At 55.6% G+C, this 18,304-nt stretch carries 20 protein-coding genes and 1 pseudogene; 17 read left to right on the top strand and 4 right to left on the bottom strand.

Annotated elements, in window-relative coordinates:
• Window positions 1-350 precede the first annotated feature (350 nt).
• From cysS to rarD, 6 genes are all read left to right on the top strand, one after another.
• A complete protein-coding gene (cysS, locus tag PYL13_RS06445) occupies window positions 351-1,730 on the top strand; it encodes a cysteine--tRNA ligase (protein WP_275640791.1) in 1,380 nt (459 codons plus the stop codon).
• Window positions 1,731-1,809: 79 nt separating this feature from the next.
• A complete protein-coding gene (locus PYL13_RS26935; protein WP_352230560.1) occupies window positions 1,810-1,917 on the top strand; it encodes a DUF559 domain-containing protein in 108 nt (35 codons plus the stop codon).
• Window positions 1,914-2,387, top strand: coding sequence for a GFA family protein (locus PYL13_RS06440; protein WP_250982967.1), 474 nt, complete (start codon window positions 1,914-1,916; stop codon window positions 2,385-2,387). Before PYL13_RS26935 ends, PYL13_RS06440 begins: the two co-directional genes overlap by 4 nt.
• Window positions 2,388-2,516: 129 nt before the next feature.
• Complete coding sequence (locus tag PYL13_RS06435; protein ID WP_259145458.1) at window positions 2,517-2,978, top strand: GFA family protein; 462 nt, start codon at window positions 2,517-2,519, stop codon at window positions 2,976-2,978.
• Window positions 2,975-3,931: a prolyl aminopeptidase gene (gene pip, locus PYL13_RS06430; protein ID WP_259145459.1), complete on the top strand. Its 957-nt coding sequence runs from the start codon at window positions 2,975-2,977 to the stop codon at window positions 3,929-3,931. The genes PYL13_RS06435 and pip overlap by 4 nt, the downstream gene beginning before the upstream one ends.
• A gap of 122 nt (window positions 3,932-4,053) precedes the next feature.
• Window positions 4,054-4,965 (top strand): EamA family transporter RarD, encoded by a 912-nt coding sequence (gene rarD, locus PYL13_RS06425; protein WP_250982970.1) that lies wholly within the window; start codon window positions 4,054-4,056, stop codon window positions 4,963-4,965.
• Window positions 4,966-5,022: 57 nt separating this feature from the next.
• Here the strand turns inward: rarD and PYL13_RS06420 are convergent, their stop codons facing one another.
• Window positions 5,023-5,643 carry a TIGR00730 family Rossman fold protein gene (locus PYL13_RS06420; protein ID WP_192487411.1) on the bottom strand — a complete coding sequence of 207 codons (621 nt, stop codon included), beginning with the start codon at window positions 5,641-5,643 and terminating at the stop codon, window positions 5,023-5,025.
• A gap of 157 nt (window positions 5,644-5,800) precedes the next feature.
• Between PYL13_RS06420 and PYL13_RS06415 the strand changes: the two genes are divergently transcribed.
• The 5 genes and pseudogenes from PYL13_RS06415 (at window position 5,801) to PYL13_RS06395 (ending at window position 12,019) form a co-directional block, all read left to right on the top strand.
• Window positions 5,801-7,816 (top strand): LysM peptidoglycan-binding domain-containing protein, encoded by a 2,016-nt coding sequence (locus tag PYL13_RS06415; protein WP_275640790.1) that lies wholly within the window; start codon window positions 5,801-5,803, stop codon window positions 7,814-7,816.
• 121 nt (window positions 7,817-7,937) lie between these two features.
• Complete coding sequence (locus tag PYL13_RS06410) at window positions 7,938-9,827, top strand: ABCB family ABC transporter ATP-binding protein/permease (RefSeq protein ID WP_275640789.1); 1,890 nt, start codon at window positions 7,938-7,940, stop codon at window positions 9,825-9,827.
• A gap of 284 nt (window positions 9,828-10,111) precedes the next feature.
• Window positions 10,112-10,819 (top strand): annotated as a pseudogene (locus PYL13_RS06405) (phosphatidylserine decarboxylase); the annotation flags it as partial.
• A gap of 23 nt (window positions 10,820-10,842) precedes the next feature.
• Window positions 10,843-11,706: a CDP-diacylglycerol--serine O-phosphatidyltransferase gene (gene pssA / locus PYL13_RS06400; protein ID WP_275640788.1), complete on the top strand. Its 864-nt coding sequence runs from the start codon at window positions 10,843-10,845 to the stop codon at window positions 11,704-11,706.
• Between the two features lie 172 nt (window positions 11,707-11,878).
• Window positions 11,879-12,019, top strand: coding sequence for a hypothetical protein (locus PYL13_RS06395; protein ID WP_250982974.1), 141 nt, complete (start codon window positions 11,879-11,881; stop codon window positions 12,017-12,019).
• Between the two features lie 62 nt (window positions 12,020-12,081).
• Here PYL13_RS06395 and PYL13_RS06390 read toward each other — a convergent pair whose 3' ends face one another.
• A complete protein-coding gene (locus PYL13_RS06390) occupies window positions 12,082-12,714 on the bottom strand; it encodes a LysE/ArgO family amino acid transporter (protein WP_275640787.1) in 633 nt (210 codons plus the stop codon).
• Between the two features lie 250 nt (window positions 12,715-12,964).
• Here PYL13_RS06390 and PYL13_RS06385 point away from each other — a divergent pair, with 250 nt between their 5' ends.
• On the top strand, window positions 12,965-14,308 hold the full coding sequence (locus PYL13_RS06385) for a GGDEF domain-containing response regulator (RefSeq protein ID WP_441296629.1): 1,344 nt from the start codon (window positions 12,965-12,967) through the stop codon (window positions 14,306-14,308).
• A gap of 13 nt (window positions 14,309-14,321) precedes the next feature.
• On the opposite strand, the gene PYL13_RS06380 is transcribed toward PYL13_RS06385, so the two are convergent.
• Together PYL13_RS06380 and PYL13_RS06375 are read right to left on the bottom strand one after the other, a co-directional pair.
• Window positions 14,322-15,083 carry an SOS response-associated peptidase gene (locus tag PYL13_RS06380; RefSeq protein WP_259145464.1) on the bottom strand — a complete coding sequence of 254 codons (762 nt, stop codon included), beginning with the start codon at window positions 15,081-15,083 and terminating at the stop codon, window positions 14,322-14,324.
• Window positions 15,084-15,129: 46 nt separating this feature from the next.
• Window positions 15,130-15,453, bottom strand: coding sequence for a YnfA family protein (locus tag PYL13_RS06375; protein ID WP_192487403.1), 324 nt, complete (start codon window positions 15,451-15,453; stop codon window positions 15,130-15,132).
• A 129-nt stretch (window positions 15,454-15,582) separates the two neighbouring features.
• Between PYL13_RS06375 and PYL13_RS06370 the strand changes: the two genes are divergently transcribed.
• From PYL13_RS06370 to PYL13_RS06350, 5 genes are all read left to right on the top strand, one after another.
• Window positions 15,583-16,263, top strand: a complete 681-nt coding sequence (locus tag PYL13_RS06370) for a glutathione S-transferase family protein (RefSeq protein ID WP_275640786.1) — start codon at window positions 15,583-15,585, stop codon at window positions 16,261-16,263.
• A gap of 38 nt (window positions 16,264-16,301) precedes the next feature.
• A complete protein-coding gene (locus tag PYL13_RS06365) occupies window positions 16,302-16,748 on the top strand; it encodes an NUDIX hydrolase (protein ID WP_275640785.1) in 447 nt (148 codons plus the stop codon).
• A gap of 59 nt (window positions 16,749-16,807) precedes the next feature.
• Window positions 16,808-17,185, top strand: coding sequence for a TIGR02301 family protein (locus tag PYL13_RS06360; RefSeq protein ID WP_275641383.1), 378 nt, complete (start codon window positions 16,808-16,810; stop codon window positions 17,183-17,185).
• Between the two features lie 106 nt (window positions 17,186-17,291).
• Window positions 17,292-17,549 carry a hypothetical protein gene (locus tag PYL13_RS06355; protein ID WP_192487399.1) on the top strand — a complete coding sequence of 86 codons (258 nt, stop codon included), beginning with the start codon at window positions 17,292-17,294 and terminating at the stop codon, window positions 17,547-17,549.
• A gap of 17 nt (window positions 17,550-17,566) precedes the next feature.
• The gene (locus PYL13_RS06350) at window positions 17,567-18,304 is read left to right on the top strand and encodes a hypothetical protein (protein WP_441296628.1); all 738 of its coding nucleotides are present in this window, start codon (window positions 17,567-17,569) and stop codon (window positions 18,302-18,304) included.

The raw sequence follows: 18,304 nt of genomic DNA, 5'->3' as shown, positions 1-18,304 counted from the left end.
AACATGCCACCCAAGTGGAGACCTGTTCCGGGAGGCATGACACCGCAGCAAGGTTGCAGGCTCTTGACCAAATCTATCGGGCGCGCCATAAGGCTGACCATGAAAATGGCGCCCTTCAACCATGGTTTTGATACGGTTTGCGACATCGACCCGAAGATCATTCTTGATGTTCGCGGCGCACGATGTTCCTGTTCAGACCGCTAAGCGCATTTTGTGCGGGCGCCTGCACAGTCACGTCACTCAAAGCACGTTATCTAGTCTCCAAACCGGCCCGGCTGTTTCGCATCTTCTCAACGGCAAGATGACAAACGCACCCGCGCCCGTTACGCTTCTGTTCGGGAGAAATTGAAATGAACCTGAAATTTTACAATACCCTGACCCGCGAAAAGGCTGCATTTGCGCCTATCGATGAACAGAACGTGCGCATGTATGTCTGCGGCCCAACCGTGTATGACTTCGCCCATATCGGCAATGCGCGGCCAGTAATCGTGTTTGACGTGCTCTTCCGTGTGTTGCGCCATGTCTATGGTGAGAAGCATGTCACCTATGCCCGCAACATCACCGACGTCGACGACAAGATCAATGCGCGTGCACTGCGTGACTACCCGCACCTGCCGCTCAATGACGCCATTCATGCGGTAACCCAGAAGACCGCAGAGCAGTTCCATCAGGATGTTGCTGCACTTGGCAATCTCGAGCCCACCATCGAGCCGCGTGCGACCGACAATATCGCCCAGATGATCGATATCATCGAAAAGCTGATTGCCCGTGGCCATGCCTACAATGCTAGCGGTGAAGTACTTTTCGACACCCATTCGATGAGCGATTACGGTCAGTTGTCCAAGCGACCGCTGGATGAGCAGCAAGCTGGCGCCCGCGTTGCCGTCGATGCTCACAAAAAACATCCGTCCGATTTCGTTTTGTGGAAGCTGTCCAACGATAACGAACCCGGCTGGGAAAGCCCGTGGGGTCGTGGTCGTCCGGGCTGGCACATTGAGTGCTCGGCAATGTCCGGTCGTTACCTCGGCGAGGTTTTCGATATTCACGGTGGCGGTCTCGACCTGATTTTCCCGCACCATGAAAACGAAATTGCCCAGTCGCGTTGCGCACACGGAACGCATGTGATGGCCAATTTGTGGATGCATAATGGTTTTGTGCAGGTTGAAGGCCGCAAGATGTCCAAGTCGGACGGCAACTTCTTCACCATCTATGAATTGCTGCATACGGACCGGTTTGGCGAGCGCCAGTGGCCAGGTGAGGTTCTGCGTCTCGCCATGCTGATGACCCATTACCGCGAACCAATCGACTTCTCGGTCAAGAGACTGGAAGAGGCCGAGCGTTTGCTGGCGAAGTGGCCGGCAGCTGAGCCAGGCGATGCCACACCTGACACAACGGTTCTGGATGCACTTGCCGATGACCTGAATACGGTTGCTGCCGTACAGGCTTTGCATGCGCTGGCGCAGGCCGCCAACGCCGACCCGTCCAAGATGGCGGTCTTTGCTGCCAGTGCGGCCCTTCTCGGTGTCTTACCAAAGAAGGCGGAAGTGGATGAAGCCGTTGCCGCAGCTATCGATTCGCTGGTGGAACTGCGCCTTGAAATGCTGAAAGCCAAGAAGTTTACTGAAGCGGATCGCATTCGTGACGAGCTTGCTGAAAAGGGCATTCAGCTCAAGGACGGCAAGGACAAGGAAACCGGCGAACGGGTGACGACTTGGGAATTGAAGCGGTAACAGCGCCTTCCCTGTCCGGCTCTATCTTCAATAGATCATCGCTCTGAGGGGCGATGATCACTAATATAGGAAACTTAAACTGCAACACGGATCGACCGTCCTGCGTTTCTGGAACAACGATGTCCTGCAAGATATCGACAATGTTAGTCTTCGTGCTTTGCGGATGATAGAAGGAAGCCAGTCATGACGATTTACACCGGTGGATGCCAGTGTGGCGCGATACGTTTTCGTGCTGAGGGTGACCTGAAAGACAGCTCCATCTGCCATTGCCGCATGTGCCAGAAGGCATTTGGCGCTTATTATGCGCCGCTGGTGTCGGTGCGAAAAGCGAACTTCACCTGGACGCGAGGTGAACCGAAACGGTTCCAGTCATCCGATGTGGTGAAACGCGGATTTTGTGCCGACTGCGGCACACCCCTAACCTATGAAGCGCCTGATGGCATGGCCATTGCCGCCGGTGCCTTCGATAATCCGTCCCTGCTGCCGCCTGTTATCCAGTGGGGTGTCGAAAACAAGGTTGGCTTTGTGGACGATCTGCACCGCCTGCCTGCCGTTGCGACCGAGGAAGATTTGACCTCTGTGGATTATCTGGTCAATCTGACCTCTTACCAACACCCTGATCACGACACGACAAATTGGCCAGACACAAAAGCATGACCACGCAAGATCCACGCATGAAAATGCCCACATGGCTGCTCTATGGGTTAATTGCCAAGGGCGCTTTGATTGTGATCTTGATTGGTGCGGTCATGACCTATGTAGTCCTGAAGTAAGCAAAGGCGCATCATGCAAGAGAGCGGATTTTCCGGTGGCTGCCAGTGCGGCGCAGTGCGGTTTCATGCGGGCAAGATCGGACGACCATCGATCTGCCATTGCCGCATGTGCCAGAAACAGTTTGGCAATTTTTTCGGTGCTCTTGTCAGCGCCGATCAGGCCCATCTGACATGGACCCGTGGGCAGCCAAAGCTGTTTCGGTCCTCTGCCAAGATTCACCGTGGCTTCTGCGAAAAATGCGGCACGCCCCTGACCTATCATTACCCCGGCGGTGTAGAACTGGCTATCGGCGCGTTCGACACGCCAGAGGTGCTGGAACCGCAGGTTCAGGTCAATTTCGAACATCGCATGCCATGGATCGACCAACTTTTTGAAAAACCGTCGGTCCAGCAGAGTGTGGATGAAGCCACCATCATTTCTTTCCAGCATCCCGACCATGACACAGCAGTCTGGCCGCCAGAGGACCAAGCATGAGCAATGACCTTCGTACCCTCTATCCCGAGATCGAGCCCTATGCGACGGGCATGCTGGATGTCGGTGACGGGCATACGATCTACTGGGAACGGGTCGGCACACCGGGCGCGAAACCGGCGGTGTTCCTGCATGGCGGCCCAGGCGGCGGCGTCAACGCCATGCAGCGGCGTATCTTCGACCCGGCGCTCTACGATGTCATTCTGTTTGACCAGCGCGGCTGTGGCCGCTCCACGCCACACGCCCATCTGGAAGCCAATACGACCTGGCACCTTGTTGATGACATCGAGCGTCTGCGTGCGATGGTCGGTGTCGATACATGGCTGGTGGTCGGTGGCTCATGGGGCTCGACACTGGCGCTTGCCTATGCCGAAACCCATCCAGACCGCGTTAGTGAATTGGTCCTGCGTGGCATCTACACTGTGACCAAGCCGGAAATGGATTGGTATTATCAGTTCGGCGTCTCGGAGATGTATCCCGATCGCTGGGAAAAATTCATTGCGCCCATTCCAGAACATGAACGGGGCGACCTGATGCTGGCCTATCATCGTTACCTGACTGGCGATGACGAGGCTAAGAAGCTGGAATGCGCCAAGGCCTGGAGCCAGTGGGAAGGTGCCACCATATGCCTGCTGCCCAGCGACGATCTTCTGGCCAAACATGGTGACGATACATTTGCCATCGCCTTTGCCCGCCTGGAGAACCACTATTTCGTCAACAACTGCTGGCTTGAAGAAGAGCAGCTGTTGCGTAATGCCCACAAGCTCAAAGACATTCCCGGCGTCATCGCACATGGCCGTTACGACATGCCCTGCCCGCTGAAATATGCCTGGCAACTGGCAAAGGCATGGCCGAAGGCGGAGCTTCATGTCATCGAAGGTGCGGGACACGCCCTGTCGGAACCGGGCATTCTGGATCGCACCATCCGCGCCCTTGACCAATTTGCCGGCAAATAACGGCCTGAACGCCTGTCAGCACGGTGAAGCTTTGCTGATCAATGGTTCACTGAAATGAATTGGCTTATTCTGCCGGACTGGACTATTGCGTTCTCAATAAAAAAATCCGGCAGGAAACCCCAATGGAAATCGAACGCATCACCCCCGCTGCACCACGCAGCGAAAGCACGCGCGGATTCAGCCTTGCGCTGAGTGCCTATCTCTTGTGGGGTATTTTGCCGCTCTACATCAAGGCAGTGGCACATATCTCACCAGCAGAAGTGCTGGCCCACCGCGTTCTCTGGTCCATTCCCATTGCAGCCGTGGTGCTGATTGTGCTGGGTCAAACCAAGGACCTCAAGGCGGCCTTTCGGTCGCCGCGCACCATTCTGCTTGCCTGCATGACGGCAACGCTGATCACCATCAACTGGGGCATTTATGTCTGGGCGATTGGTGCCGGCCACGCGATCGATGCGGCCCTTGGTTACTTCATCAATCCGCTGTTCAGCATCTTTCTCGGTGCGGTGCTGCTGAAAGAACGTCTGCTTCCCCTGCAAATCGCGGCCATTTCTCTTGCCGCGGTCGCCGTCGTCATCCTGACCTGGGACGCTGGCACCATGCCGTGGGTAGCGCTTGGCCTGACATGTTCGTGGGGTTTTTACGGCTTCTTCCGCAAGACCCTGCCGGTTGGCGCCAATCAGGGCTTTTTGCTCGAGGTTCTGCTGCTCAGCCCGGCTGCCATTGGCTACATGATCTATCTTGGCGTGACAGGCGGCGGCCATTTCCTGGCCGATAGCTCCAGTGACACCATACTGCTTCTGGTTGCTGGTGCCGTGACGGCCATACCGCTGATGCTTTACGGCAATGGCGCCAAGCTGCTGCAGCTTTCGACCATCGGTATTATGCAATATATCGCGCCAACCATCGTCTTTCTGATTGCGGTGTTCCTGTTCAACGAACATTTCAGCACGGCCAAACTGGTGTCGTTCTGCCTGATCTGGACTGCATTGGTGATTTATACATTCGCCATGCTGCGGCAGCTCAAAGGCCGCTAAAGCATGAGACTTTCCTGTCTTCCACGAGGCAGGAAAGTCATTTTTGTACAGTGCTTGTTATAGCTGGGAGATAACCGAGCTATCGCCATCCGGATTGGCCTGTGCCGTTGCCCGTTCAATGATAGCCGGAACGATATCCTTGATTTCGTCAATCACAAGCGGGTTCAGCATATGGGCCCGGTGAATGAACCCTTCGTCGCGCATGTGGCGAATAAGCTCCAGCATGGGATTCCAGAAACCGTTGATATTAGCAAAGACCATCGGTTTGGCGTGACGGCCAAGTTGCGCCCAGGTCATGATCTCCACGATCTCTTCCAAAGTGCCAACACCGCCAGGCAAGGTGACGAACGCGTCTGAACGTTCAAACATCTTGTGTTTGCGTTCATGCATGTCCTTGGTGACGATCAGCTCGTTCAATTGTCCGAGAGAATGGCGGGTCGCCTCCATGTCGACAAGAAACTCCGGTATAATACCGGTTACTTCGCCACCATTGGAGAGTACGCCGCTTGCAACGGCGCCCATGATGCCCTTTGTGCCGCCGCCATAAACGAGGCGAAGACCGTTGTCGGCTATAGCTTTTCCAAGCGCGCGACCGGCTTCCATATAGGCCGGATCACGACCGGGTTGAGAGCCGCAATATACGCAGATGGATCGAATCGAATGTTTTTCACTGGTCATGGACCGAAGGAACAATGCCTTTCGTCATCCGTCAAGAAAATATGGGTGAATGAATTGCCCGAAAACGCTGTTTTCCCTTGCAAACGCTTGTGTATAGGGGTGGAAAAAGCTAGCAATTCCGATTGATAGAAAAGAGACATATCCGGAGACTCAAAGGATGAAAAACAAACGGGCCGGCCTACTGGCGCTTATCGTGCTCGCGGTAGCGACGTTGCTCATGGTGTTCTTTGTGCTTCCACGGATATCGCAGGACGGCAAGCCGATTGGCGATGCCATCAACAATGCGGGCACTGCCGTCAAGGATGCCGTCGAATTGGGCGGCCAGAGTGCGTCCGATATTCTTAACGATGCAGCAGAAGAAACCTCCAAGGTTGCCGACAAGGTTGCACGCCTTGCGGCCTCTGCAACGGATTCTATCAACCAGATGACCGGCCTGTTTGCCAATGGCGCCATCCCATCTGATGCAGACTACGCCACAGCCCGCACCAAGGTTGAGGCTGCTCTCAAGGAGTTGTCTGACGTCGATATTCCCGAGACGCTGGATGACACGACATCCAAACTGATCACCACGGCGCGTGCAGCAGCCGAGCGTGCTGGCACGTTCCTGCGTCAACTACCAGTAAGCGCCAAGGATGCTGCCGCACAGATCGGCCGTCTGGCTGGTATTTTTGCAGGTACCGATGATGGCGCACCTGTCGCGCCGGCATCTGCCCCTGCTGCGGCACCGGCAGATAACCAGCAGTCTTCCAATGACCTTCCGGTGTTTGACGTGCTGCGCGTTGAGCCGGATGGCTCTGCCGTTATCGCCGGCAAGGCCAAGGTCGGTTCGGTACTCGAAATTCTCAACAATGGTCAGGTCATCTCCAAGGCCGACATCGGCCAGAGCGGAGACTTTGCGGCCGTTCTCGACAATCCGCTGCCTCCTGGCGACCATCAACTGATCCTGCGCAGCACAGACAAGGACGGAAAGGTTCTGCAGTCTGATGAAATCGCCACGGTCTCTGTTCCGAAAGACAAGGCAGGTAACCTGCTGGCCATGGTCACCAAGCCAGGCGAAGCGAGCCGCTTGCTGACACTGCCGGAGCAGACACCGGCAGCAAACGTACCGGCCACCCCTGCCACGGGCGAAGCGGCAACACCAGCTGAAACCGCGGCCCTGCCCGGTCTTCCTGCCGGCTCCGACGAAGTTGCAGCACAGCCACCTGCAATTAACGCAACAGCGCCAACCGATGCAGGCACAAGCGAGAAGGCAGCCATTCAGGTCACCGCAGTTGAATTCGAAGGCGACAAGATTTTCGTTGCCGGTTCGGCTCCTGCCGGTTCTACCATCCGCGCCCTGGTGGATGATAAGGAAATTGGCACCACTACCACGCTGGCGTCTGGCAGCTTTGTCGTTGAAGGCACGATTGATCTCAGCGTCGGCAACCACACCGTCAGCACCGAAATGCTTGACAGCACCGGCAAGGTTTTGGTGCGCGTCAATGTTCCATTTGCACGCCCGGCAGGCGAACAGGTTGCCGTAACGGTACAGCCCGGCGCTGCTGCGGCCACCAGCACTGCCGCCGCCGAAAGCCCACTCAGCGATGTTTCGGTGTTCAAGAACCTGCGCGAAGAAGTCGCCAAGGCATTCGGTCTGTTGCAGGCGCTATATGCTGACGGCAAGACACCGCAGATGGAACAGATGGTTGCGGCCCGTTCCGCCACCTCGTTTGCACTGAAGTCCCTGTCGGAGTTCCGTGCGGCCGCCTCTGCAGAAGCAGGTTTTGCAGCCTTTGTTGGCACAACGGCAAACCGCGCCAGCGAAATTGCTGCTGTTCTCGACAAGCTGCCGAATGACGTAAGAGCCGTCGGCAATGCCCTTGAAGGCCTTGCTGCCCGCATTGCGGAACTGACCTCCGAGCCGGTTCCACAGAGCAATGAAGGCCCCAAGACATTTGAGCAGGCGCCGCTTGCCCACAATGAAAATGCCGTCATCATTCGCCGCGGTGATACGCTGTGGCAGATTTCCCGCCGCGTTTACGGACAGGGCGTTCGTTACACCACGATCTACCTTGCCAACCAGGACCAGATCAAAAACCCTGACCTGATTGAGCCCGGCCAGATTTTCGGCCTGCCTGACAAGGCACTGCCGAATGCAGAAGAACTGCACCGCAAGCGTTTGACCGGTGGCTAAGGGCGGTAAAATCCTCCGGTAGGATTGCAATCGTCAAGTTCAGCACTTATTTCGCAATCAACGGCGGCTATCACAGCCGCCGTTATGCTGTCGGCCTCTCGGCAGTGGTCGGAGCCAGAACATGCAGCAAGACAAGAAAAAAACCATCTCCGCGGATTCCAGCAATCCGCTGAACACACTGGTGAACCTGTGGCCCTATATGTGGCCGCATGGCAGAACTGATCTCAAGATGCGAGTGGTCTGGGCCACATTGTTTCTTGTTGCTGCCAAGCTGGTTTTGATCCTTGTTCCCTATTTCTTCAAATGGGCAACAGATGCACTGAATGGCAAACAGGATGCGACCAGCCTGTTACCGGTATTTCTGCTGGGGGCGGTCGCTCTGGTCATCGCCTATAATTTTACTCGTCTGTTACAGGTTGGCCTCAACCAGTTGCGCGATACGCTGTTTGCCAGCGTTGGCCAGCACGCGGTGCGCCAACTTGCCTACAAGACCTTCGTGCACATGCACCAGTTGTCCCTGCGCTTCCATCTGGAGCGCAAGACAGGTGGCCTGTCGCGTATCATCGAGCGCGGCACCAAGGGCATTGAAACCATTGTCCGGTTCACGATCCTCAACACCGCCCCGACCTTCATCGAATTTCTGCTCACCGCCGTCATCCTGTGGTGGACCTATGGCTTTACCTATGTGCTGGTAACGGTCATCACGGTCTGGACCTATGTGTGGTTCACGGTGAAGGCGAGTGACTGGCGCATTGGTATTCGCCGCTCAATGAATGACAGCGATACGGACGCCAATACAAAGGCCATCGATTCACTTCTCAATTTTGAGACCGTCAAATATTTCGGCAATGAAGAAATGGAAGCGAACCGTTTCGACGGTGCGATGGCGCGGTATGAAAAATCCGCGACCGCCATCTGGACGTCGCTTGGCTGGCTGAACTTCGGCCAGGGAGTCATTTTTGGCATCGGCTCTATGGTGATGATGGTCATGTCGGCACTGGCCGTACAGCGTGGCGAACAGAGCATTGGTGACTTCGTGTTTATCAACGCGCTGTTGTTGCAGCTATCCGTGCCGTTGAATTTCATCGGCTTCGTCTACCGCGAAATCCGCCAAGGTCTGACCGACATCGAGCAGATGTTTGATTTGCTGGAAGTGGAAGCAGAAGTTACCGATGCCCCACATGCCAGGGAGCTGATTATCGGCAGCGGTGCGATTTCCTTCAAGGACGTCCATTTTGCCTACGACCCTGACCGTCCGATCCTCAAGGGCATTTCGTTTGACGTACCGGCTGGCAAGACAATAGCGATTGTTGGTCCTTCAGGTGCCGGCAAATCGACCATTTCGCGGCTTCTTTATCGCTTCTATGATGTTCAGGATGGCACGATCACCATTGATGGGCAGGAAATCCGTGACGTGACGCAGAAGAGCCTGCGCTCTGTCATTGGTATCGTACCGCAGGACACCGTGTTGTTTAACGATACAATTGCCTACAACATCCGTTACGGCCGCACGTCTGCCGCTGACAGCGATGTGAAGGCTGCTTCTGACGCCGCGCAGATCAGCGGCTTTATCGAACGCTTGCCACAGGGTTACGAGACAATGGTGGGTGAACGCGGCCTGAAACTGTCAGGCGGTGAAAAGCAGCGTGTTGCCATTGCCAGAACCATACTCAAGGCTCCACCTGTCCTCATTCTTGACGAGGCAACATCGGCGCTCGACACCAATACCGAACAGGAAATCCAGAGTGCACTGGATATCGTCTCGAAAAACCGCACGACACTTGTCATTGCGCACCGCCTGTCGACCGTCATTCATGCCGATGAGATCATCGTGCTGAAGGATGGTTGCATCGTTGAGCGCGGAACACATCCCCACCTTATCGCTGCCCATGGCCTTTATGCATCGATGTGGGATCGCCAGCGCGAAGCAAGCCGCGCCGAAGAGCGCTTGCGTCAGGTGCGCGAGACCGACGATCTCGGCATTGTCGACCGGGGAACACCGGCACACTGAGCCACCTTGCGGTAGCAATGTGATCTGTGCCGGACCTGCCGCATGTCTTTACCCCAAAACCGGGAAACCACTTTTGGGAGACATGCGGTAATTTGCGACATGGGGAGATAATTCCTATTATCCCCTTATTATCGCAGGCAGAGCACACACAAACCGTTGATGCCTCGGTCTGACGCATTGCCCATCCGGCCTTTTGCCTGTAGTCAGCATGGGTCTGGTTTGGCGCGCACGTTGGAAACAATCGATGCTTCCGGGCGGCATGCAAGAAATATAAAAATCGGAGAAAAATACCTATGAACCTGTTCGATACCATTCGTAACACCATCGTACCGATCCATAAGGAAGGTTACGTTTTCGTCGCTGCCTTTTTCGTGGCGTCGCTGGTGCTAGGCTGGATTGCCGAGCCGCTGTTCTGGGTTGGTCTGGTTTTGACCCTGTGGTGCGCCTACTTCTTCCGCGACCCTGAGCGCGTCACACCGCAGGATGATGACCTCGTCATCAGCCCGGCAGACGGCAAGGTTTCCGCAATCCAGATGGTTGTTCCGCCGCATGAGCTGGAGCTTGGCAAAGAGCCGATGCTGCGCATCTCGGTCTTCATGAATGTCTTTAACTGCCACGTGAACCGTGCACCGGTTCGTGGCCGTATCGTCAATATTGCTTACCGTCCGGGCCTGTTCCTCAACGCTGAAGCCGATAAGGCCAGCGAAGACAACGAGCGCAACGGTCTGGTTATCGAAACCCGTCACGGCCAGATCGGCGTCGTGCAGGTTGCTGGCATGGTTGCCCGTCGTATCGTCTGCTGGGTCAAGCCAAACGAGCCTGTAGATGCCGGTGAGCGTTTTGGCCTTATCCGCTTTGGTTCGCGTCTTGACGTTTTCCTGCCAGCCGGCACCGAGCCGCGCGTGTCTGTCGGCCAGACCGCCATTGCCGGTGAAACGGTTCTCGCTGAATTTGCCGCGACCAAGGGTCCGGTCATCAGCCGCCGCAACTGACGGATAACCGCAAGGACGCCTTCATGCAAACCCCTACCCCCGCAGAACCGGCACCGAACGGCAAACATGAGAATGGGCAGGACAATGCCCGTGGGCCACGCCTGCGGGAAATCCCCATGCGGCTGGTCATCCCCAATCTGATCACGGTATTGGCGATTTGTGCGGGGCTTAGCGGTGTCAGGCTTGCCTTCGAAAACCGCTTCGAATTGGCAGTCGGCATGGTTCTGCTGGCTGCGTTCCTCGATGGTATCGACGGACGTGTGGCCCGCATGATGAAGGCGACCTCCAAGTTCGGCGCACAGATGGATTCGCTGGCCGATATCGTCAATTTTGGTGTTGCGCCGGCGCTTGTACTCTACGCCTTCATGCTGGATCAGGCCCGCAGCTTCGGCTGGATTGCCGCCCTGATCTACGTCATCGCCGCTGGCCTTAGACTGGCACGTTTCAACGTGATGATTGAACGTGAAATCAAGGCACCCTGGCAGAATGAATTCTTTGTCGGTGTCCCAGCCCCGATGGGCGCGCTTTTGGTATTGCTGCCGGTCTATCTCGGTTTTCTCGGCATGCCGCCAACGGCCCCCTTTTCCTATGTCGCCAGCGCTTACACAGTTTTGATTGGTTATCTGCTGATCAGCCGCCTGCCGGTATGGTCTGGCAAATCCGAAACCCGTATTCGCCGCGACATCGTTCTGCCGCTGATGCTGATCGTCGTGCTCTATGTTGCATTGTTGATGAGCTTTACCTGGGAAGTGCTGGCGGTGACCGTTGCAGCCTATCTCCTCTTCCTGCCGTTCAGCGCCCGCGTCTGGCACAAGCGCTATGGCACGCTGACAATCGAAGAGGACAGTCACGGCGATAGCGGTGACGGCCTAGATCGCGGTATCTGAGAGAAAACAGGTACCTCTGATTGAAGATTGGCAGCATCCGCGCACGATTTGTCGCAGGCTGCAATCTTCAATTGATTTGTAATCGCCTCGAATTTGTCATGATTGGTCATGAAACAACACGGCAACGAATCTGCCAAATATCAAGACCATGGACTATTCGAGGAGAGAGACAATGAGTGAAAACAAGACTGCCAACCCGACGCCGAAACCTGATCTGAACAGCCACTACAAGCCACTGGGACTGAAAGCTGTTGCCGCCGCATCGATGATGCAGAAGAGCAAGCCAGCCCAAGCACCGGCCAAAAAGGCCTGATTGATCCGCGGGAATACCGGCTCACTCTGGTGAGCCAGCACTTTTTCCTGCCGCCACTGCTTCTACACGACGAATTGCTTTACGAACCGGACCAGAAGGCTGAGAGCCAAGAGGCTCATGACCACGCCGATAATGGCATCCAGCACACGCCAGGCGGATGGACGGGCAAATAACGGCGCCAGATAACGGGCGCCGTATCCCAAGGCAAAAAACCACACGAATGATGCGACGACGGCACCTGCACCATAGGCGACACGCGCACTTCCCTCGTAGGCCGCTGACAGGCTGCCCAGCAGAACCACAGTATCCAGATAGACATGCGGGTTAAGGAAGGTGAACGCCAGGCAGGTCATGACCGCAGCGCGCAGGCCCAGCCCTCGTGAATTATCGGCCTGCATGACGCCGGGCTTCAAGGCACGGCGGAAAGCCAGAAAACCGTAACATGCCAGAAAGAGCGCACCACCCAGCGTCACCACCGCAATCAAAATGGGTGACTGCGACACTAGCGTTCCAAGGCCGGCAACACCTGCGGCAATCAGCAAGGCGTCGGACAGCGCGCAGATCAGGCACAGCAGGAAGACATGATTGCGGATAAGCCCCTGTCGCAGAATGAAGGCATTCTGGGCGCCGATTGCGACGATCAGGGAGCCCCCCAGCAGAAAACCGGCAAGGCTGGCAGACATTAAAGGCGGCATATCTCTGTTTTCCTGAAATTCATGCGGGGCTCTCAGCCATCCGCGAGGCGGGCTCTGCGTCATTGGACAATGACAAATTTACTACTGGCTTCCCGCAAGTATTATCAAGCCCCGCGTCGAGGGTTTCTGAGAAACCACACATAGGAATTGGAAAGTGCTGCGACCTTTCGTCCGTGTTAAGTTATCCTAAGATATTGGTAATCCACCTTCATTATCTGACTCGTGAAGAGTAACGGCCAAGGGGAATGCAATGTCTTACGTACGGGATAACCGGGATGCGCACTACACTGACGTGAACGCCCTGCCCCACAAGATCTTGCTTGTCGAAGATTCCATTGCGCTGTCGATGTTGCTGAAGCAACGGCTGGAAGGCGAAACCAGCGCCGAGGTCATTCATTGCGATACTATGAAGGCAGCCGCCGCGCTGATTGCCGAACATGAATTTACCCTTGCCTTGACCGGTTTGAACTTGCCTGACGCACCTGATGGCGAGATTCTCGGGCTGCTTTCGGCCGCCAGAATTCCAACAATCGTGTTTACCGCGACATTCGATGAGCAAGCGCGCAAGCGTTACACCGAAAAGAAGATCATCGACTACATCATCAAGGACGGCCATCGAACGGTGGATGCTGTCATCAAAACAGTTGAGCGGATTATCACCAACCGGCTGTTTTCCGTTCTCGTTGTGGATGATGCTCGCTCTGCCCGCTCAGGGCTGGTTGAAATACTCGAACGACAGAACTTCCGCGTTATAGAAGCTCTCAGCGGCAAACAGGCACTCGACATTCTGCAAGAAGATGAGACAATCGAGTTGGTTATTACCGATTACCATATGCCAGACATGGACGGTTATCAGTTGACCCGTAAGGTTCGCGAATATCGCAGTTCGGAAGACCTGCGCATTATCGGCGTGTCATCCTCGACGGACCGCCTGCTGTCAGCAAGCTTTTTGAAAGCTGGCGCATCGGACTTCATCTACCGGCCGTTTGTGCTGGAAGAACTGCAATGCCGTATCGACAACAACATTGAGACTCTGAAGCAGTTAAAGCGCCTGCGGCATCTGGCCGAACGTGACCACCTGACCAACCTGCCGAACCGCCGCTCCTTCTTTGAGAAGACCAAGTTGATGATGGCGGATTTGCAAAAGAACAATGGCAAAGGTGCGCTTGCCATTCTCGACATTGATCATTTCAAGAAGATCAATGATACCTACGGCCATGATGCAGGCGACCGCACGTTGAGAAATATCGCTGCCCTGCTGGCTGAAAGCTGCGAGACAAACAAACATCTTCCCGCCCGTATTGGCGGTGAAGAATTTGCCATTTTCCTGAGAGGTTTCGATGCAACACAGGCTCGCGCATTTTGCGAAAACCTGCGGCATGCCGTTGAGACCGCTGGCGTAAAACTGACGGGCACCGAAATCGCTGTGACGATTTCGCTCGGCGTGGTCGAAATCGAAAAGGGTGAACCTTTCGACAACCAACTGAATGCCGCTGACCAACTGCTCTACATGGCCAAGAGCAATGGCCGAAACCGGGTATTTGCCGACCTCGACATTCTCAGCGGCTTCACGGAGCTTACCAAAGCGCACTAGGCTATGTCACCGTTTAAAACAGTGACATCTGGCCAGAGTCCGGCCCCGTTTTCTTTTTCTTCTGTGGAAGCGTTTCTTCAACCGGCTCAAGCAGATCAGGGCCGACATTGCCGACCTTGTTCACCTTGTCGGATACGGGAATGGCTTCAAAAAAATCCTCATCCGCTGGCACCATCAGGTCCGCCACCTCACGTGGCTCCTGCGTCTTGCAGTCCAGCCAGCGGCTGAAATCCTCCGGCGCAATAACCACAGGCATCCGATCGTGAATACGGCTGATCGACCGATTCGCGGAAGTGGTGAGAATGGCCGCCGTGTCGACCTCGGAACCATCGGCCGACGACCATGTTTCGAGCAGGCCCGCAAAGGCAACAATGCCACCGCGTTTCGGTTTTATGAAATAGGCCTGCGGTTTGCCGCCTTCATCCTTGTCAGGACGTCTCCATTCGTAAAATCCACTGGCCGGGACAAGTACACGACGGTGACGCATGGCCGCACGAAACGACGCCTTGCCTATTGCGGTTTCGGCTCGAGCATTGATCAGCAAGGGAAAATCACTGGGATCTTTCAGCCAGCCGGGCAACAGTCCCCAACGCGCCAGCACCGCCTGCCGTCTCGGCAGGTTGCTGCCCGGCTGCGACGTCTCTGATTCCACAACGACAAGGATCGGCTGGGTGGGGGCGATGTTATAACGCGCGGGAAAGTCATCAAGCTCGATGAGGCTTAGAAACTCAGCGAGTTCGTCGGGCGTTGCCAGCAATACAAATCGTCCGCACATGTTATTTTCCTCCGGCAACCAGTGTCACGGCATCGGCAAAATGATCTCAGGCACGCGGCCCAAACAAAATGAGACTTGCACCAGCAAGGCAGATGGCGCCGCCCGCGAAATCCCATCTGTCAGGTGACTGGCCTTCGACACCCCATAACCAGAAAAGTGAGGCAACAATATACATGCCGCCATAAGCGGCATAAGCCCGCCCCGCCACTTCAGACGGCACCAGTGTCAGCAACCACGCAAAGGCGGCCAAAGCGACCATGCCCGGCACCAGCCATAGCGCCGATTTTTCCAGCCGCAGCCATGCCCAGAAGGTAAAACATCCGGCAATTTCGGCCAAAGCGGCGGCGGCATAGATCAGATAAATCTTCATTGATTCGGTTTTCGGCCCGGATGAGATGTTGCGTCACAGGAAAGACATAGTGATTCCCTGCTTATGATAGCGGTTTGGGGCTGCTGCTAAAACACGCCAGTCCAGGTGCAATCTTGGGGAACCCGAGCGATGACACTCACCTTGCACATGCATCCGCTTGCCTCGTTCTGTCACAAGGTGCTGATTGCACTTTATGAGAACGACACAGAGTTTGAAAAATCACTGATCGATTTTTCCGACGCCCAGTCCACGCAAAAACTTACCGACCATTGGCCGGTCGGCAAGATACCGGTGCTGGAGGACCAACGGCGTGATCAGGTGCTGGCTGAAACCAGCATCATCATCGAATATTTGCAGCAGCACTACCCTGGCGACACAAGGCTGTTGCCGAGCGCCCCGGATGCACAGCTGGAGATACGCTTATGGGACCGGTTCTTTGACCTCTATATCAGCGTTCCAATGCAGAAGATTGTCACGGACAAAATAAGGCCGGAAGGCAATCAGGATGCCTTTGGAGTGAACGAAGCGCGCCAGACGCTGAATACCGCCTATGAAATGCTGGAACGACAACTCACCGGCAAAATCTGGATATGCGGAGAAGAGTTCACACTGGCAGATTGTTCTGGTGCCCCTGCCTTGTTCTATTCGTCTATCGTCCATCCTATCGGACCGGGCAAACCGGCACTGGATCGTTACTTCGAACGGCTCATGCATCGCCCTTCGGTAAAACGTGTCATCGCCGAAGCACGCCCCTGTTTTGCAATGTTTCCCTTCCATGAAGACATTCCAAAGCGCTTCCTGAACGATTAAGCATGTATCGCAGACATCATACGCACAGGTCCTTTTCCATGCCGCAGCCTCGTCCCGCCTCTTCCGCAATCGTCACACGCGGTGACCGCATGTTGCTGGTCAGGCGCAAGAACCCGCCATCGGCGGACATGTTCGCCTTTCCCGGCGGCAAGGCAGAGCCGGGTGAGAGACCGGAAGACGCGGCACTGCGTGAATTGCTGGAAGAGACTGGCATCGAGGCGCGCAATCCACAGCTTTTTGCCACCTATGATCTGAAGCCTGAAACGGCAAGCGGCGCCGCCTCCAGCCACTATTTCCTATCGGTATTTCTGGTGGAAGCAGACCATACGGCAGAAGCGGTTGCCAATGATGATGCGGCAGATCCCGGTTGGTACACGGTGGAGGAAGTGCGTGATCTGCCGGTTCCGCCAAGCGTTCTGGAATGCTGTGAACGCGTGGCCAAGCAATTGCGCTCATTACAGAATCGCGGCATGAAACCACAATGAGCAAACCACGATCACGACTTTCAGCATCGTCTGCATTTTGCGCAACGCTGTTTGTTGCCATGGGTGCGTTTGCGCAACCGTCAGCCCCGTCGGCCACTGCTCCATCAGGTTCTGCGCCTGCCAATTCAGCCTCGACAGCTTATGATCAAAAGCTGTCACGTCTGGCCGAAGTCACAGGCGCCGTGCATTACCTGCGCAACCTTTGCCAAAAGGATGTCAAGGAAGACTGGCGCAAAGCGATGAGCGATCTTTTGGCCGCAGAAACGGCCAACGAACCGGAAAGACGGCAGAAATTGACCGCCGCCTTCAACCGTGGATACCGCTCATTTGCTGCCGTTTATACCGAATGCACACAGGCTGCCGTGGTGGCCGAAGAGCAATACCGTAACGAAGGTGCAACACTTGCGTCAGAAATTGCTTCCCGCTTCGGAAATTAGGAAATAATTAACCTGTTTTTACCGCAACCCGTGCCGTTTTGATAAAAGGCTGTTAGAGTTGTTAACGAGGTGGTAAGACTTCAACCGTCTCGACGAGGAAGAAAGTATGCAAGAAAGCCGCAACGACATCGCCGAAATGATTGTTCACGAGAAGATGCAGGTCGCTCTGGAACACCAGAACGAAGCCTGGGCCGACGGTATGGCCGACGGCATCGAACCGGAAATCATTGCCGACGCTGCCATTGCACTGGCCATGCGCGAAACGATTCGCCTGCATGGTGAGGCTGGAGCAGAAGCCATGCTCGAATCACTGCGCCAAAGAATGCTGGCAGGCGAATTTTCCCCGACCCGCACCATCCAGTAAAACCGGAGGGTAGCATTATGACGTTTCGTGTGAGGGAAGAACTGGCCCTGTCGGCAGCTATTTTTGCTGCGGTTTTGGTGACAGCCCAACCGGTATTTGCGCTTTCAGAACTCAAAAACATGCCTGATCAGGCTGCCAGCGAGAGTGCGCAGAGTGCACCGCAGGTGACCGAGCCGAATACCGTAGAGGGTGATTCGGACGGCGGCATTCCCATGCCAAGCCCATTGATCGATAAATCTGCTGGCACCAACGACCAGACGGCCGGTGAACCGGACGAAGATCAGCCTGTTGTTTCCGATATTCAGCACGACAATACCAAGGCCCCTGCCGCCGTGCAGCGCCTGCGTCAGCTAATTGTTGAAGCGTCGGCCACAGGCGACATCGAAAAGCTGCGTCCGCTGGTCAATCCCGGCCCGAACCAGGCTCAGATTACCGGCGACGACGGGGATGACCCGATTGCTGCGCTGAAAAGCTTCTCCGGCGATCCTGACGGGCTGGAAGTTCTGGCCATTCTTCTTGATCTGTTGTCCACCGGTTATGCCCATATGGATGCCGGCACCCCGGAAGAAATGTATGTCTGGCCTTACTTTGTGGGCAAATCACTGAATGAGTTGACCGCACCTGAAAAGGTCGAGTTGCTGCGCATCATCACCGCGGGTGATCTTGCCGACATGCAGGAATACGGCACCTACAGCTTTTACCGCATCGGCATCACGCCGGATGGCCAGTGGAAGTTTTTCACCGCAGGCGACTGA

The organism is Agrobacterium sp. Azo12, from assembly GCF_029193765.2.
Lineage (GTDB): Bacteria > Pseudomonadota > Alphaproteobacteria > Rhizobiales > Rhizobiaceae > Agrobacterium.
This window is presented reverse-complemented; position numbering and strand designations above follow the sequence as displayed.

What these genes read in the sequence shown, in the direction of transcription:
- cysS (WP_275640791.1), top strand. Translation starts at nt 351, where the DNA reads ATGAACCTGAAATTTTACAATACCCTGACCCGCGAAAAGGCTGCATTT.
- PYL13_RS06440 (WP_250982967.1), top strand. Translation starts at nt 1,914, where the DNA reads ATGACGATTTACACCGGTGGATGCCAGTGTGGCGCGATACGTTTTCGT.
- PYL13_RS06435 (WP_259145458.1), top strand. Translation starts at nt 2,517, where the DNA reads ATGCAAGAGAGCGGATTTTCCGGTGGCTGCCAGTGCGGCGCAGTGCGG.
- pip (WP_259145459.1), top strand. Translation starts at nt 2,975, where the DNA reads ATGAGCAATGACCTTCGTACCCTCTATCCCGAGATCGAGCCCTATGCG.
- rarD (WP_250982970.1), top strand. Translation starts at nt 4,054, where the DNA reads ATGGAAATCGAACGCATCACCCCCGCTGCACCACGCAGCGAAAGCACG.
- PYL13_RS06420 (WP_192487411.1), bottom strand. Translation starts at nt 5,643, where the DNA reads ATGACCAGTGAAAAACATTCGATTCGATCCATCTGCGTATATTGCGGC.
- PYL13_RS06415 (WP_275640790.1), top strand. Translation starts at nt 5,801, where the DNA reads ATGAAAAACAAACGGGCCGGCCTACTGGCGCTTATCGTGCTCGCGGTA.
- PYL13_RS06410 (WP_275640789.1), top strand. Translation starts at nt 7,938, where the DNA reads ATGCAGCAAGACAAGAAAAAAACCATCTCCGCGGATTCCAGCAATCCG.
- pssA (WP_275640788.1), top strand. Translation starts at nt 10,843, where the DNA reads ATGCAAACCCCTACCCCCGCAGAACCGGCACCGAACGGCAAACATGAG.
- PYL13_RS06395 (WP_250982974.1), top strand. Translation starts at nt 11,879, where the DNA reads ATGAGTGAAAACAAGACTGCCAACCCGACGCCGAAACCTGATCTGAAC.
- PYL13_RS06390 (WP_275640787.1), bottom strand. Translation starts at nt 12,714, where the DNA reads ATGCCGCCTTTAATGTCTGCCAGCCTTGCCGGTTTTCTGCTGGGGGGC.
- PYL13_RS06385 (WP_441296629.1), top strand. Translation starts at nt 12,965, where the DNA reads ATGTCTTACGTACGGGATAACCGGGATGCGCACTACACTGACGTGAAC.
- PYL13_RS06380 (WP_259145464.1), bottom strand. Translation starts at nt 15,083, where the DNA reads ATGTGCGGACGATTTGTATTGCTGGCAACGCCCGACGAACTCGCTGAG.
- PYL13_RS06375 (WP_192487403.1), bottom strand. Translation starts at nt 15,453, where the DNA reads ATGAAGATTTATCTGATCTATGCCGCCGCCGCTTTGGCCGAAATTGCC.
- PYL13_RS06370 (WP_275640786.1), top strand. Translation starts at nt 15,583, where the DNA reads ATGACACTCACCTTGCACATGCATCCGCTTGCCTCGTTCTGTCACAAG.
- PYL13_RS06365 (WP_275640785.1), top strand. Translation starts at nt 16,302, where the DNA reads ATGCCGCAGCCTCGTCCCGCCTCTTCCGCAATCGTCACACGCGGTGAC.
- PYL13_RS06360 (WP_275641383.1), top strand. Translation starts at nt 16,808, where the DNA reads ATGGGTGCGTTTGCGCAACCGTCAGCCCCGTCGGCCACTGCTCCATCA.
- PYL13_RS06355 (WP_192487399.1), top strand. Translation starts at nt 17,292, where the DNA reads ATGCAAGAAAGCCGCAACGACATCGCCGAAATGATTGTTCACGAGAAG.
- PYL13_RS06350 (WP_441296628.1), top strand. Translation starts at nt 17,567, where the DNA reads ATGACGTTTCGTGTGAGGGAAGAACTGGCCCTGTCGGCAGCTATTTTT.